We start from the raw sequence: 13,417 nt of genomic DNA, 5'->3' as shown, positions 1-13,417 counted from the left end.
ATGCCGCCGCGCAGATCGCTGCCACAGCTACGCCTTAGGGCGCCGATGGCCGATCGACGTGACCCTCGCGGGCAGGTCCTGGGAGGTCGGCTTGGAAAGAACCTCCAGGGTCAACGTCGTTGTCCCGGAAGACCGGTGCGTACTCACGCAAGCCGAGCTCCCCGAGCCATGCCTCAATATCCACAGTGCGTTCTCCCAGGCGGTAGAGGCTTTGCCGGAACTATATCGCAAATGAGAAGCAGTGTCGTCCAGTACGAGCTTGGGGTCGAGCCGAGCGGCCCGAACGTCGCGTTGGGGTCAAATCAGGCTGCTACTCGAACCAGAATTGCACGTCGGCTTTTATAGACGTCGCTGCTGTTAGCTGGCGGGCCGCTTCCGGCCCATTCCGGTAACGGATGCATGAATCAGCTTTGCCGCTGCTTAAACGCGTACATCATTGGGACGCCGATCTCAGGCGGAATTTCCACTTCTCATCAATGTCCAGACTTCCGGGCCGAGCTCTTTTGCAACCAAAACATGACGGACACGTTGTGTTTCGGTCCGCAAATCCGGAGGAGGATGCCGTGAACGGAATAATCTATCTTGTTGGCCTCGTCGTGATCGTTTTGTTCATTCTATCGTTTTTTGGACTTCGTTAAGATCATGGCCAAAATAGCCGCAACGGAAAGCGCTACAGTGACCCCAAAAGTGGCTACATCGTCCTATCTTGAGTGGGGAGGCATATTTGGCGGGGGTGTCATCGCTTGCGCCATTTCGGTGGTTCTTCTGCAATTCGGGTCGAGCGCTGGTTTGGCGCTGGGTTCTCCGACTCTTCCCAACGGTGGCGCCTCCTGGAATGTGCTGGTGGCCGGGCTGTGGGTAGTTATCGTTGCTACAGCAAGTTCCGCAGCCGGCGGTTACGTAGCTGGACGAATGCGCACGCGCTGGGAAGATAGCAACCAAAGTGAAAGCGAATTCCGCGATGGCATACACGGCATCGCAGTCTGGGCCCTAGCTACTCTTGGAGCAGCGTTTTTCTTGGCGATGATTGGTGGGCACGGCGCGGCCGCCGTTGTCAATCGCCCTGACGCGCAACTCAACGATAGCATGGTGCGCCTTTCAGCCCACATAACTGCCATTTTTAGCTTCGCGACTGCTGCAGGCTCCGCGCTTGGCGCTGCGGCAGCATGGTTTGCAGCGATTACCGGGGGCGAACACCGCGATGAGGGAATCGCTTTTCACCACGTCGTACCGGTTTTCTTGCGCAAGCGTTAGCGCGCAACAATGCACTCGCCCGGCCGGCCCGAAGGTGTCCAGTTTGCTGCGGCGAAGGAAGTATGTCCTCGACCGCGGCGCGCCGAGCCGAAGCCGCATAGCGTGACACTCGCGTTCGGCGCATGTGCGAGGCGGCCAGTCGCCGCCCCTCAGGCCGCAAGGCCTCCTTGAAACGCTCCGCCACCGTGCCGAAATGCTCCCGCACGAGCAACTCCTCCCCCCGCCCGTGTCTGTTTCGCCGCCACCCGAATCCGCAGCCTGCCGACAGTCTGGTGTTGCAGTTGAGGAGCATCAGCATGCCCGCTCGTAAGAATTCTGCTAATATTATGAATGAATGGTGAATGGCGCGCGGCTGTGGTACGGCCCTTGGTGCGATCGCGGAAGGCAGGCTTGTTGTCCGGTCGCGGGCCGGGCCGGAGAGGCAGCGGCTAGGCGGGTACGCTGCAGAGCAAGGCCGCCTGAACGGCGTCGAAGAAGCGACGGACCTCAGCGCGCGCATCGTTGGCGTCTTGGCCCCGTTCGGTCGCGACGGAAAGCAGATGCGTAGCAGTTTCCCGCCAGAGCGTAGCCGCCTCGTCACTCGGAAGGCGAGCAATTGCGTTCGCCATGATTCGAATGGCGGGAAGCTCTCGACTAATTGGGAAGGCATGCACCGACATGGACCGGATGACCCGCAAATGTTCCGCGCCCAACCTATCGATCGAAAGGAAATGGAAGCTTAAGGGGCGCGGCCCAAGCCATTCGCCAAGACCGCGTCGCCAATGTTGCCGCTGCTTTTCCGCCACGGTTTTGAGTCTGAAGCGCGACTCGCTGCCGCATGAAGATAAGCGAACCTAATATGCGCCGGCTGCTTATGCCAAAATGAGTACACGCGGCGCAAATTTCCTGGAAATATGGATGGCAGAGCATCTGCCGGATGCGGTGACCAACGACCCGGCTGCGATAAACGATCTAGCCGACCAAGCGATGGAAGCTGCGGACCGAGAGGGCATCGCGGTAAGCGAGATCTATGAGGAAGTCGGCAGTGTCTTTGAAGTGATTGCGGCAGCGATGCAGCACCGCGATGGCTTGCTCGAGGCAGATCTCGCCACCTTTGATCTCTTGGCCGGCCGGTTGTCCCGAGAAGCAAACATCTCCGAGGAGCAAGCCCACGATCTGGTCGGACGTTTCGGGACCGGTTGGGAAGTCCTGCTCAACGAAGCCCATTTTATGAAAGAACTTGAAGGCCGCCTTGGGGAGGTGAAACAACAGTAGGCGCTGCCCCGGCGGGATTGACCGCTGGGGCATTTAGAAACGGACGATTTTCCCCGAAAATTCCTCCACGCGATATCGCGATCATCGTATTCCGCTCGCGTAGTCGCCCGGGGTCCGAGCCCGAACACCGTTTGGTTCAGATGCGATCAAAGGTGAAGGATGTTAGAAGGCTGGTGACGAAATTGCTTGCCTTCTCTTTGACGAGAACCTCGGTCCATTCGTCGTTTCCTCGGAGCCTAGCGCTCTGACGCGGTCTAAGATCGTAGTGACGTAAGGCTCAATCTCAGTCGGCGAGCGGTCGAAAGAAGTATCTCGCGGGTCTCGACCGGCTCCAATCATGCTCGGTGCATTGTGACATGCGTCAGCAAGCATCCGGGCTTTATCCAGATTGTCAGTCGCACGAATTTTGATGAGAACAATATTCAGAACGCGCAGGATAAGGTCGTTGGTGATCGGCCGGGTATCAATCAACTAAGGCAACTTTCTTTTTGTAGGGCCCGCGCTTGCCGGGCTTCGGCGCAGCGGCATCCATCTTCTCGCAAAGGTCGTCGCGCAGAGCAGTCCAGAGTGCAGTCACCGCATGACTCCCTTAAACAACTCAGACGTGCGAAAAGGGAGATAGCAGAATTGATGCTCACCGATCTCGGCAAAATAGCTGGAGAAGGTTGAGAGGCTCGATTATGTGCACTGTACTGCACATAGATGCTGGTTAGGAACGACAGCAAGAATCCCAAGCTGTCGGCCCTGCGATGATCGGGCGTCCGAATTAGGTAGCCTTTGACCGCTTCGGTGCCACATGGCTCGTAACCAGCCGCACAGCACTGCGCTTGACCGTAATCCCGAGATCGTTGCCGCCGACCGTTACAGTGTCATCATCGACCCGCAGGACTTCGCCGGTCAGCTCGATCTTCTGACCGCTGCTGATGCCCGGTGTGGTGTCCACGATCGAATGCGGCTGGTGATAGGAAGGGATCAGTACGCTAACCCGGTCCTCTGTGACGCGCTTGCGGATCGTTGCTGTGATCGCAACCGTGTCGCCGACTTTGATGCTGTCCTTCGCCATAGGGATGAGTCTGGCGCTGCAACCGGCCTCGTCAAGCGGTTGCTAATGTTGCCGATAGCCCGCCGCTGGTGTGCCCCCACACCTGGCGACGGGCTAAGGGTGGCCGGCGCCTCTCGTTGGGGAGATTGCCTAAGTGTGCGCCGGCCTGGCGAACTGTGGTCCGCCATATATGCAAAGTAGCTAAAACATCGTGGTTCAGACATGGTGTGATCGCTGAAGCAGGTGATGGGCATTCCACAGAACTTTGCAGCGGAACCTTTCCGACCGCGGCTGCTTCCCCTGTGATTGATGGGAGGAAACCAATGGCAAATCTGGGCAGACTGGCGGTCGCCATATTGGGCGTGCTCGCCTACCAAAATCGCGACAAGATCGGGGAATTGCTCCGCGGCAATCGTGATCCGAACAATCCGGAGGGCGGGATACTGGACCAACTGTCTAAAGGCGTTCCGGGACGGCGCTTGGCGCTATCGTCGACCGCTTCCGAAATTCGGGAGCCGGCTCGAAGGTGGATTCATGGGTTAGCCCCGGACCCAACAAGCCGATTGGGCCAAACGAGGTCGAAGCGGCAATAGATGATGAAACCCTTGCTTCCCTCTCGATGCAGACCGGGCTGTCCCGCGATGAATTGATCTCCAGGATAACTCGGGACTTGCCCGAGGCGATCAACAAGCTCACCCCAAACGGCGAACTGCCGCCTGCAGGCTCCGAAGACGTTACCCTGCTTGATCAGGTGCCACCGCGTGCCGCGCCCTAGACCGCGTAAAGCGCGAGTAGGCCTGGAAGCCATTGTCGTCTGAGGGACAGTCAGGGAAATGGCGCGGACGACAAGGCGGCTAATCGGCCGTCTTAACCGGGATTTGAAATCGATAGATTATACCACGCTCGCTATCCGTCACTCTGATCCATTGCTCGTCGGCGCTGGCTTCCCAATCTTCAGTTACCACAGCGTCGCTGATCACGCGGGCGACCGCCTCTTCAGGCGTCTCCGCGGTAATCTCGCGGCCGGCCATCGGCAAATCGCCGCCCATCTCTTCGACGAAAAACCTTTTGGACAGGTGGCCCTCCTCGCTGGTTACCTCGGAAGTAACGACCGCAAATTGAAGATGCTTCCCAATGCACCAAATGAGCGTAAGGAACGCGGCCCGCAGGAGAAGGTTTCGAAAAAGATGAGCGGAATTTACTGCTCATGCTTGTGAAAAAATGAGCACACGCGGCGCCAATTTTCTCGAGCGTTGGATGGCAGAGCATCTGCCCAATGCCATGACCGATGATCCGGTGGCGGTGAGTGACTTGGCCGGCGAGTTGATGAAAGCGGCGGAACGCGAAGGCATTCCAGCTGGCGAAATCAACGAGGAAGTCGACAGTGTTGTCGAAGTGATCTTCGAAGCCTTGGAAAACCGCGAAGGAAGCTTGCCGCGTAGAGCTTTAGCGCGTGACCAGCCTGAGAGTGTCGGCATTCACTGTGACGGGCACACCAAGATTGACGGTGACCTTGCCATCATCGATCCCGGCGAGATCGCCGATCAGCTCAATTTCCTGGCCCTCCTTCACCTTCGACGTGCGATCCACAATGGAATGTGGCTGGCCATAGGAGGGGATGGAAACGCTTACCCAGTCCTTCGTGACACGCCTGCGCACTTTGGCCCTAATGACGACCTCATCGCCAATGTTGAAAGAGCCTTCGCCATGCGAACGAGTCTGGAGCGAGAAGTGGCTTAGTCAAGCATCTCCTAATGGAACATCGGACCAAGCGCGAAGTTGATGAAGCAGACGGCGCGCTAGGGGCTGCCTCCCTTTCCGGCGCGTCGCGTCGGGTGGGGTGTTATCGCAACAGGCCCACACTGGAATGCGATTTCCCTGGGAGGCCCGGCAAAGAGCCCGTCCTCAATAACCCACGGCGGACGGGGCTCTTTCACCGCCGGTAGCACCAGATTGCGATGGCGAGCATCACGGCGCGATGGCGGCGATGTAGGTTGAGACGGGATCGATAGGTTTCAACATGCGTCCGATGGTGAACGGGGCGGGTGGCTGGTGCGAGCGTGGCCCACAGACCGTCGGCGCCTTTCTCGACGGCAGGGGAAGCACCTACGACGACCGCGAGCTGGACAATGCCGATGACGAGGACCACGGCACCTTAAAGCCTACGCTTGCCGCGCCGAACCGCCACCACAATCGAGAGCACTGGGCGGCCGGTGCGCGCGGCGATCATGAACGCGAGGAATGCACCGATCGGGAGCTGGTGCTGGATATTAAGCCGCGTTCACGAGGGATCCGCTAATAGGGCCCGGAGGCTTCGGCTTCCGGGCCTTTTCTCCGTCGCAGATCGACTTATTCAGCGCTGCCTTTGACGACGACTCGGTGATGATCCCTGTGGTGACGTGAGGTTTTGACCACCACCGTTGCGGAGTGGTGGCGATGGCGCTTGCCATGATCATAGAAAGCGACGGTACCGTGGCGGCGGTGATGGAGTCGGTGTCCGTCCTTAATGACGACGGCGGTCCCATGGTGATGATGCCTGTGATGATGCGTCCTGACGATCACATCAGCCTCGGCAGCGGATGCGACAGCCGGAGCAGCGATGCAGAACGCCAGAGCGGCGAAAAGCACTGTTTTCATTGGAAAATTCCTGTTGTTGAATGCCCCTTCGCTCCGATAAATCGCCTGCTGGCTGACTTGTTCCCATGCTCACACACGGGTGATGCCGACATGGTGTATTTTCACTGAGCGTTAGCGCCGCCGGCTACCGTAGGAACGGGTTAACGAAATGCGGCAGCGGGCCGAAGATGCTCGCTCTTCTTGCTTTATTTTATACCGGCTTGAGTTCCAGGTAGAATATGTCGCCGACAGCGAATTTGCCGAGCAATGCTATCGTGTCTGATTGAGTCAAGAGTTCCGCGTTCCAAGCACGGCCGGTTCGGTAAGCAGGCAGAATTCAAAGCGCGTCGCAGTCCGCAAGAGCTCGCGTGCTGGACGACTGCGAGGTCTCTTGAGTCGATGAATTGCGGCTGAGGCAGCTGCATGGAGGCATACCCCAACCGGAACTTAATCGCTCCGGGAATGTTGCCTTGCGCGAGAGCGTGAGGCAAAAATGCACAGGCCCCTATATTTTCTAGCGGCGTTTCTATCCCAACCACCTGGGTTTTACCTGATTATCATCGCGTCACTCGGTTGCGCTCTGTTGGCCAGTTCAGCGGTCGGGACCTACATCGTCTCTTTCACCGCGTTAGCGATGACGGGCGTGGTTTTAATCCAGAACGCTCGCGATACCGCCGCGATGCAGGCAAAACTGAACGAGTTGATCGTCGCTGTCAGCTCCGCCCGCAACGAGGTAGTTGGCCTGGAACACGGGTCGGCCGAAGAGATTCGCAAGCGAGCCGACGACATAGAGGAGCGGGCACGCGCGACGAAGCGGAAATCCAGCGACCGAGCCCTGACTTAGGTCTTTTTGCCGTTACGCTGGCGTCTGCCTGGCGCGCGCCCGGCGGGCTTCTTTCGCTTTTTACGCTTGGCCAATATTGCATCAACCTCTGCCTCGGTCAGGTGCTCGATGCCCACAAATGTGTTTCGGGCGCGGCTGGAGCGAATGAGTTCGTCCAACTTGACCTGCAGGGCTACGCCGTCACGGTTCTGAGTGCTTTGAATCAAAAACACCATGAGGAAGGTTACGATGGTGGTGCTGGTGTTGATGATCAACTGCCAGGTTTCGGAGAAATGCAGGACGGGCCCGGTCAGAGCCCAAACAACAACCGAAGCAACGCACAATGCGAACGCCCAGGGTCTTCCGGTCGCCTTCGCCACACCCCCGGCAAAGCGGGTGAACCCGCGCTCGATATTGCTGCCAACCTGCTGTGTCACTGAAGGCTACCCAGCCGCCCCTTCCTAGATCTTATGGCTGGTTCGCCGACGCTTTCGCATTTCCAAGGCTTGCCGGAAGGCAATGGCGCTCACATCGCATTTATGCCGTGAAGGACCGTTCGACCTGATGACCACTTTCGCCTGCTCATTGGTGAGTCCATGCTTTTCGGCAAACTCGGCAGGATTATAAGCGCCTTCCCATCCGTGTGCGTTGACACCTTGCATGAAACTCTCCAGCTGACGACCGAAGTGGAACGCCGGCAATGCGGGAAAGTTGCACTGCGTTATCCCTTGATGCTCTTGCCGGGGCTTTACCGCCGGCTCGAAAGAGCGTCTCATCGATGAGTGCCAATGGTCCGAAGGCCTGGCAAGACGCGATCGGGTTCGAACGAAGGGTAGGGCAACTGACAGCGGCGGCTGGTGGCGCGAGCAGCCTGGAGACCCGGCGAGCCGTCCGCCAAGTAAGATGGGCACGCACGCCTGTAAAGGAACGGCTGATTTACGAAGAGCCGTCGTGTCCTTTCTCGGCTCTCAGCAACGGTAGCCCTCAGCCCCCAATCATCACCTTTGCGATTTCGACTAGCTTCGGCATGGATGCCGGCTTCAACAGAAAATGGCCCCTGCGGAACACGTCAGTCCCGTCATCCAGAGGTTCCGGAATGGACTATGAACGGTACGTTTCTTTCCGCAAGTGTGTCGGCGATAGCGTGACATGAGCCGTCCGACATCCACTGTAACGAGATTTGGAGTAACATCGCTGAGCAGCCGATTGGCCTCCGCGCATGACCTCGCCACTACCACCGCAAAGCCGGCCTCTGCCAAATGCGATTCCACGTCGAGTACGATGAGCATTTCGTGTTCGAGGACGAGAGCTATCGGCGCTTCCAATGCAGATCCCTCAACCCGCAATAATGAGTTGACGAATTTTAGCAATCGCGCAGATTTTTGCGAGTCGATTTTCGATCATTGGCCGCGCTTCTTCCCGCCTTGAGGATCCACTGCTAGGCCTCACTGACAATGGAAGCCTCCACTGTCGCCAGGGGCGCTTCCAGCGTCCAGACGATGCCATGCTCGTCGTAGTCTAGATTGCCCTTGCCCAAGACTGCCTCGGGAGAACCCGCTTCAGTACCACCGATCCAAATCCACCCCGTCCAATGGTCTGAACTTTTGGGCCATCTGTTTCATTCCACGTAAGCTGGAATAGACCGCAAACGAGTCCTCTGCAGCTTCCACGGCCTTTATTCCGGCGCGATCGAGCACTTCCGTTGCCGCTGCAATACCGCGCGCCCAGCGCCGCCCGATCACATCATAATTGATTGCGGAATTCACACGCTTGTCGCACGCTTCGCGCTTCGTAGCTTTCGAGGAGGAAAGGCTATGTTGTATCCCGGCCAAGTCGTCACGAGTGACGAACTCGACATGCTCACCCGCGTCTACAAGACCATCAGCCAGGAGCGGCATATTCCGGCTAGCAGCCCGCGATGCGAGAAAGTGGCGACTCACATTTTCAAGCTCTTCATGAACGGGCTCACGGACGAGGATGAACTTCTGTTTGCTGTGCGTAACCGCGGCCCTCTTGTACCGGCCCGCCAGATCGAGCAGCACACGTGAGCTAGTCGGTATACGCTCCGCCGGCTTCCGCCCTTCACGCAGAAGCTTAACCAGCAATTCGTCCCACTCCCGCTCATAAGCGGCGGGCAACGCGCTTCATACTTCGTCATTTGCCCACCCCAAGCAGCTCGTTACTGCGGGCTCTGGCGAGCGCAGCCATTTGCTGGCCATGGGCAGCCTGGGTTATTCTTCGGTGCGTTTCTGTCCTGCTGCCATCTCTGCCGCCGTCATCGTGGCAGTATCGCCGGCAAGCTTGTCGCCCCAGCCGTTTCGGTTCAGCCAGGTGGGAGGATATGGGATGTAGCGGCCATTGCTCAGAAGCCTTCTACTTCGCCACCGCAGCCAGAGCCTCGTCGAGATGATGCTGGCTTTGCACCGCTGGCTGGCAATCATTCCTACGGTGACGTCGGTTCACCAAAAGCGGACATCGCTAATGCACAGGCCGGCAATCGACGCTGCCTGTTCGTTGCCACCGGCGGGAGTTGGCACGCAATCGTGTCTATCCCCGCGTGATGCGATAGACAGTTGCATTCCCCTCCACACCCCGAAGAGGCGCGTCAAAAGCCACGACACGATGGCCGGCAAGCCTTTCGCGGACCCCGGGCGCGGAATAAAGCGCCTCGGAAATGCAGACCTGTCCGGCTTCCGCCAAGGATTGCACGCGCGCGGCGACATTCACGGTCTGGCCGAAATAGTCGAGGTTGTCGTTGAGCGTCACGGCGATCGACGGTCCACAGTGGGCACCGATCTTGAGAATGATCCCCGGCCCGTCATGGTCGCCGTTGAAGCGATCGATTTCTTCAAAGATGTGGAGTGCGGCCGAAATCGCATCCGACGGCTGCGAAAATGCAGCCATCACCGCATCTCCAATCGTCTTGACCACCGCTCCGGAATGTTGCTGAACCGCCGCGTTGACCAGAGCGAAATGCTCGCGGACCAGAGCGTAGGCGTTGAGATCGCCCAGGCGCTCATACATGGCGGTCGAACCCTTGAGGTCCGTGAACAGGAAGGTGATCTGCCGGATGCCGAGTCCTTCCTTCTCGTCAACACGTTCGGACCGGAAGAGCTGACGGAAGGTTTGCCGCGCAAGGAGCGCTCCACCGGAAACATAAGGGTCGAAATCGAGCGCCGGCTTGGTAGTCAGCGCGACGAGCTCGGGCGGCCAGTTGATGACAAGCAATGACCCTCGTAGCGGCCCCCTATTCGCTACCTCGATGACAATCGGACCAGGTGGCACAGCGGGCAACCCCGGCCAGAAGCGTTTGCCGTCATAATCGATCTTCAGAAGTGTCGGCGCCAACACCGGATCGCCTGATATCGGCACGGCGAATGCGGCCTGTGTCTGCACGTTTACGCCCGAAAGGGCGCCCGGTCCCAGGTCGGCGCGGAGCACTGTGGTGGCGCCAGGCGGCAGAAACGTCATGCCCCGTACGAAGCCGCGCAGAACGTCGAGAAAGCGAACGTCCTGGCCCGGCAGCCGCGCGTCATGTCCGAAGTGGAGCTTCCAGTGGAAATCCTCGACGGAGAGCGTCTCGGGATCATGGTACGGCAGGCGCCGTAACTTTGGCGATATCGAAAAGGTGACCTCGATGAAGTCGTCCAGGTCGGTGTCGCCCGATACGTCGCACAGGCCACAGACATAGTGCGTCTTCAGCGTGCGCAGGGCACCGAAACTGTCGAGCACCATCCCGGACTGGGGACAGAGCACATCCCAGCTCATGTCGAACAAGCCACAGCGGGCGGCATGAAGGAACAGGTCGATGGCTTCAGGCTCGGCGATTGCGCGGTCGCGAGCAAAGGCCAGCGGATTAACGCGATAGAGTGAGTGGTCGTCGGCGCTCTTGATCAGCGTCTCGAATTTCGAGATGACGCGCGGGCTCCAGGCTCGCGCCTGCTCCACCTTGGTCATCTTGTTTTCGAGCAGACGATCGTCGACTACCGTCACGCCGGATCCTCAACCTTGTCTCGCGACAGCCTACTAAAAAAGCAGTGCGATGCGAATGGATTCAGTTCCTTTGTTGTACGATAGAGTGTCTAGGAAGCGGGGGTCGAGGCCGACAACAGATTCCTCGTCAGGAAAAAAATGATGACCGCCCCGGTCTGGCAGCCTGTCTGAAGGCGCTGCGTCGCGGCGACACGAGTTTGGGTCGAAGTCGCGCCATTCAGGCGGCAAATCTCGTCCTCCCGCATAGCGATACGAGCGAGATTGACCGGTTCTGTTGAAATTGAGAGGCCATGGATCCTGTGCACGCAGGTTCTACTTCTTCCGCTTGGTTCTGCACGAGAGGCCCTCTAGGCTCACCGGAAGGGGCACACGTTGCGCTATCCGACTGCCCGCGACCGGTCGCCGGAACACTCAGGGAGGTCCCTTAGTTCGTTAACCTCATTAAGATCGCTGTCGTCGCTGGCATCGATACGGCTTCCGTAGAGAAGGTTACGCAGGGGCTCCCGCAACCAATCGGTTTCTGGGTTAAGGCTCCTGGCATCGCTCCTTGCGCAGAACGGGCAGGCTCGGAAATCAACGGGTCGAGCGCTTTTTGCTGGCGATCGTCACGGGCTTGATCCCAGGCTGGCGGCTAAGCCCATTGGACTTCGCCAAGGCCGACCGTTGAGCCGCCGAGTTAGGGGCCATCATCGGATAGTCGAGCGCCAAACCCCACTTCTCACGATACTGCTCCGGCGTCAGGCCGTAGTGCACACGCAGATGGCGCTTCATCGATTTATACCGCTTACCGTCCTCGAGACAGATGATGTATTCAGGGAACACCGATTGCATGGGATTGACGGCGGGGACCTGGGCGGGCTTCTCGGATTCGGCCAGCTGCCCGACCTTAGACAGCGACGAGTTCGCGTCCCCGATCAGTTCGGGCGGGTCTTCGTTATTCCCGTCGGACATGCAAATATCCCCGTTCACAAATTGGCTGAATCTCTTAGTTGATTTTCGGCAAAATGCCAGTGCTGGGAACCGACCAGGGCTATGTGGTAGGGCGGCGCGATCTAGGCACCTGCTCCGTCCCGGCGATCGTCGTCCTGAACCTGGTGTTGGGGCGGTCCGACACCATGGGCAAGTTTCCGGTGCATGGTTAAGCTGGCGTCGTTGGCTGATTGTCAACAATCGCGAAGGGCCCAGAATTCTACTTGTACCCGCGCCTGGCTAGAAACGGTTTTGCTCCGACTTGATGCTGCCACGACGGCTAGCAGAGCAGGAATGTCCCAACCTATTTATGGGCGGCCATTTGAACTTCGGAAACATTTAAGCCAGTCTACCCTACGTATCGTACAGGTACGTCTACCGTCATTAACTGTTTATCGAATTGCCCGTTGACGCACGCCTTGGCAGAGTTAATAATATCCTAATATAAAGGTAGCGCAAATTATCTCCCGACCGGCAACAACGAGTTAGGGCGCTACTGGGGTAGGGGAAAGCCGCGGCGACTAAGCCGTCGTAGCCACGACCGTGTGGTAACTGCAGATCCGCGATGGCAGTTCGCGGACACTGTTGAGTTGCGCTCAGTTGAAGGCAAATCGTTTCTCCTTCCCCAAATTGGACGCCGATGTTTTCGGCATGGGGTGGTCTGCCGTCTTGCGGACGGCAAATGGGCAGGCGCCAGGCGCGCCGGTCTGGGGAGATAAAAAATGGCAACTCAGCAGATCGCCGATGCGGGTGGTACGACTGTTTCCTTTTCCAACACACCGCAGGCTAAGGACGACGCTTTCTACTTCTCTGAAGATTCGACTGGCGTCTTGATCCTTAATGTCCTGGCGAACGATCTGGGTGGATCTGCGAAGCTACTCTACTCGATCGATAATTCGATCAGCGCGTCGACAGCCACCAAAACGCCGGCACCGTCGGATCTGCTTATCCGCGACACCACATATTCAAGCACCAACGACAGCGCCGGACTTGCTGGAACCACCGACACAAGCTTGCTCGGAGCGCGTATCTGGATCGCCAGCGATGGGACGATTCACTACAATACCGCCGATATCAACGCACTGCTGCAGTCGCTTGCGCAGGGCCAGGTTCTCACCGATAAACTGACCTACGCCATTCAACTCGGCAACGGCACGCTGAGCTGGGCAACGACCACCATTCAGTTCACCGGCACCAATGACAAGCCGTTGATCGGCGCGACCACGCTTGTCGGCGCCGTCACCGAGGACGCTCATACCCCCACCGAGACCGCCACCGGCACCATTGCCTTCGGCGACGTCGATCTGACGGATGTGCATGTGGTCTCGGCGGTGTTCAAGGGCACCGACTATAGCGGCCAGCTCGGCTCGCTCGCCGCGGTCAAGACCGCTGACACCACCGGCACCGGCACGGGCGGCCAGATCACCTGGACGTTCACCGCCGCCGATTCGGCTCTCGACAAGTTG

At 58.5% G+C, this 13,417-nt stretch carries 16 protein-coding genes; 9 read left to right on the top strand and 7 right to left on the bottom strand.

The window, feature by feature from the left end; genetic code table 11:
• Window positions 1-642 precede the first annotated feature (642 nt).
• The gene (locus tag FJ423_RS27055; RefSeq protein WP_140846010.1) at window positions 643-1,254 is read left to right on the top strand and encodes a hypothetical protein; all 612 of its coding nucleotides are present in this window, start codon (window positions 643-645) and stop codon (window positions 1,252-1,254) included.
• A gap of 428 nt (window positions 1,255-1,682) precedes the next feature.
• Here FJ423_RS27055 and FJ423_RS34335 read toward each other — a convergent pair whose 3' ends face one another.
• On the bottom strand, window positions 1,683-1,913 hold the full coding sequence (locus tag FJ423_RS34335) for a DUF6074 family protein (RefSeq protein ID WP_140846009.1): 231 nt from the start codon (window positions 1,911-1,913) through the stop codon (window positions 1,683-1,685).
• Between the two features lie 238 nt (window positions 1,914-2,151).
• Between FJ423_RS34335 and FJ423_RS27045 the strand changes: the two genes are divergently transcribed.
• Window positions 2,152-2,508 carry a hypothetical protein gene (locus tag FJ423_RS27045; protein ID WP_246680319.1) on the top strand — a complete coding sequence of 119 codons (357 nt, stop codon included), beginning with the start codon at window positions 2,152-2,154 and terminating at the stop codon, window positions 2,506-2,508.
• A gap of 766 nt (window positions 2,509-3,274) precedes the next feature.
• Here FJ423_RS27045 and FJ423_RS27040 read toward each other — a convergent pair.
• Window positions 3,275-3,571, bottom strand: a complete 297-nt coding sequence (locus tag FJ423_RS27040; protein ID WP_140846007.1) for a hypothetical protein — start codon at window positions 3,569-3,571, stop codon at window positions 3,275-3,277.
• Between the two features lie 505 nt (window positions 3,572-4,076).
• Between FJ423_RS27040 and FJ423_RS34840 the strand changes: the two genes are divergently transcribed.
• The 6 genes from FJ423_RS34840 to FJ423_RS27005 all read left to right on the top strand — a co-directional run bounded on the left by FJ423_RS34840 (window position 4,077) and on the right by FJ423_RS27005 (window position 7,010).
• A complete protein-coding gene (locus FJ423_RS34840) occupies window positions 4,077-4,325 on the top strand; it encodes a YidB family protein (RefSeq protein ID WP_348642930.1) in 249 nt (82 codons plus the stop codon).
• Between the two features lie 58 nt (window positions 4,326-4,383).
• Window positions 4,384-4,767 (top strand): hypothetical protein, encoded by a 384-nt coding sequence (locus FJ423_RS27030; RefSeq protein ID WP_140846006.1) that lies wholly within the window; start codon window positions 4,384-4,386, stop codon window positions 4,765-4,767.
• Window positions 4,768-4,807: 40 nt separating this feature from the next.
• Window positions 4,808-5,290: a hypothetical protein gene (locus FJ423_RS34835; RefSeq protein ID WP_348642929.1), complete on the top strand. Its 483-nt coding sequence runs from the start codon at window positions 4,808-4,810 to the stop codon at window positions 5,288-5,290.
• Window positions 5,291-5,570: 280 nt separating this feature from the next.
• Window positions 5,571-5,849, top strand: coding sequence for a hypothetical protein (locus tag FJ423_RS27015; RefSeq protein ID WP_140846005.1), 279 nt, complete (start codon window positions 5,571-5,573; stop codon window positions 5,847-5,849).
• Between the two features lie 137 nt (window positions 5,850-5,986).
• On the top strand, window positions 5,987-6,295 hold the full coding sequence (locus tag FJ423_RS34830) for a hypothetical protein (protein WP_181174912.1): 309 nt from the start codon (window positions 5,987-5,989) through the stop codon (window positions 6,293-6,295).
• Window positions 6,296-6,749: 454 nt separating this feature from the next.
• Window positions 6,750-7,010 (top strand): low affinity iron permease family protein, encoded by a 261-nt coding sequence (locus FJ423_RS27005; protein WP_246680318.1) that lies wholly within the window; start codon window positions 6,750-6,752, stop codon window positions 7,008-7,010.
• Here FJ423_RS27005 and FJ423_RS27000 read toward each other — a convergent pair.
• The 5 genes from FJ423_RS27000 to FJ423_RS26975 form a co-directional block, all read right to left on the bottom strand.
• Complete coding sequence (locus tag FJ423_RS27000; RefSeq protein WP_246680316.1) at window positions 7,007-7,426, bottom strand: low affinity iron permease family protein; 420 nt, start codon at window positions 7,424-7,426, stop codon at window positions 7,007-7,009. The two genes, FJ423_RS27005 and FJ423_RS27000, sit on opposite strands and share 4 nt — an antisense overlap.
• A gap of 24 nt (window positions 7,427-7,450) precedes the next feature.
• A complete protein-coding gene (locus tag FJ423_RS26995; RefSeq protein ID WP_140846002.1) occupies window positions 7,451-7,651 on the bottom strand; it encodes a hypothetical protein in 201 nt (66 codons plus the stop codon).
• Between the two features lie 897 nt (window positions 7,652-8,548).
• Window positions 8,549-9,127, bottom strand: a complete 579-nt coding sequence (locus FJ423_RS26985) for a hypothetical protein (RefSeq protein WP_140846001.1) — start codon at window positions 9,125-9,127, stop codon at window positions 8,549-8,551.
• Window positions 9,128-9,536: 409 nt separating this feature from the next.
• The gene (locus FJ423_RS26980; RefSeq protein WP_140846000.1) at window positions 9,537-10,982 is read right to left on the bottom strand and encodes an adenylate/guanylate cyclase domain-containing protein; all 1,446 of its coding nucleotides are present in this window, start codon (window positions 10,980-10,982) and stop codon (window positions 9,537-9,539) included.
• A gap of 573 nt (window positions 10,983-11,555) precedes the next feature.
• Window positions 11,556-11,933: a MucR family transcriptional regulator gene (locus tag FJ423_RS26975; RefSeq protein WP_140845999.1), complete on the bottom strand. Its 378-nt coding sequence runs from the start codon at window positions 11,931-11,933 to the stop codon at window positions 11,556-11,558.
• A gap of 740 nt (window positions 11,934-12,673) precedes the next feature.
• On the opposite strand from FJ423_RS26975, the gene FJ423_RS26970 reads away from it, so the two are divergent.
• The coding region (locus FJ423_RS26970) for a VCBS domain-containing protein (protein ID WP_210239576.1) at window positions 12,674-13,417 on the top strand (744 nt) is incomplete at its 3' end.

It is taken from the genome of Mesorhizobium sp. B2-8-9 (genome assembly GCF_006439475.1).
Classification (GTDB): Bacteria; Pseudomonadota; Alphaproteobacteria; order Rhizobiales; family Rhizobiaceae; genus Mesorhizobium.
This window is presented reverse-complemented; position numbering and strand designations above follow the sequence as displayed.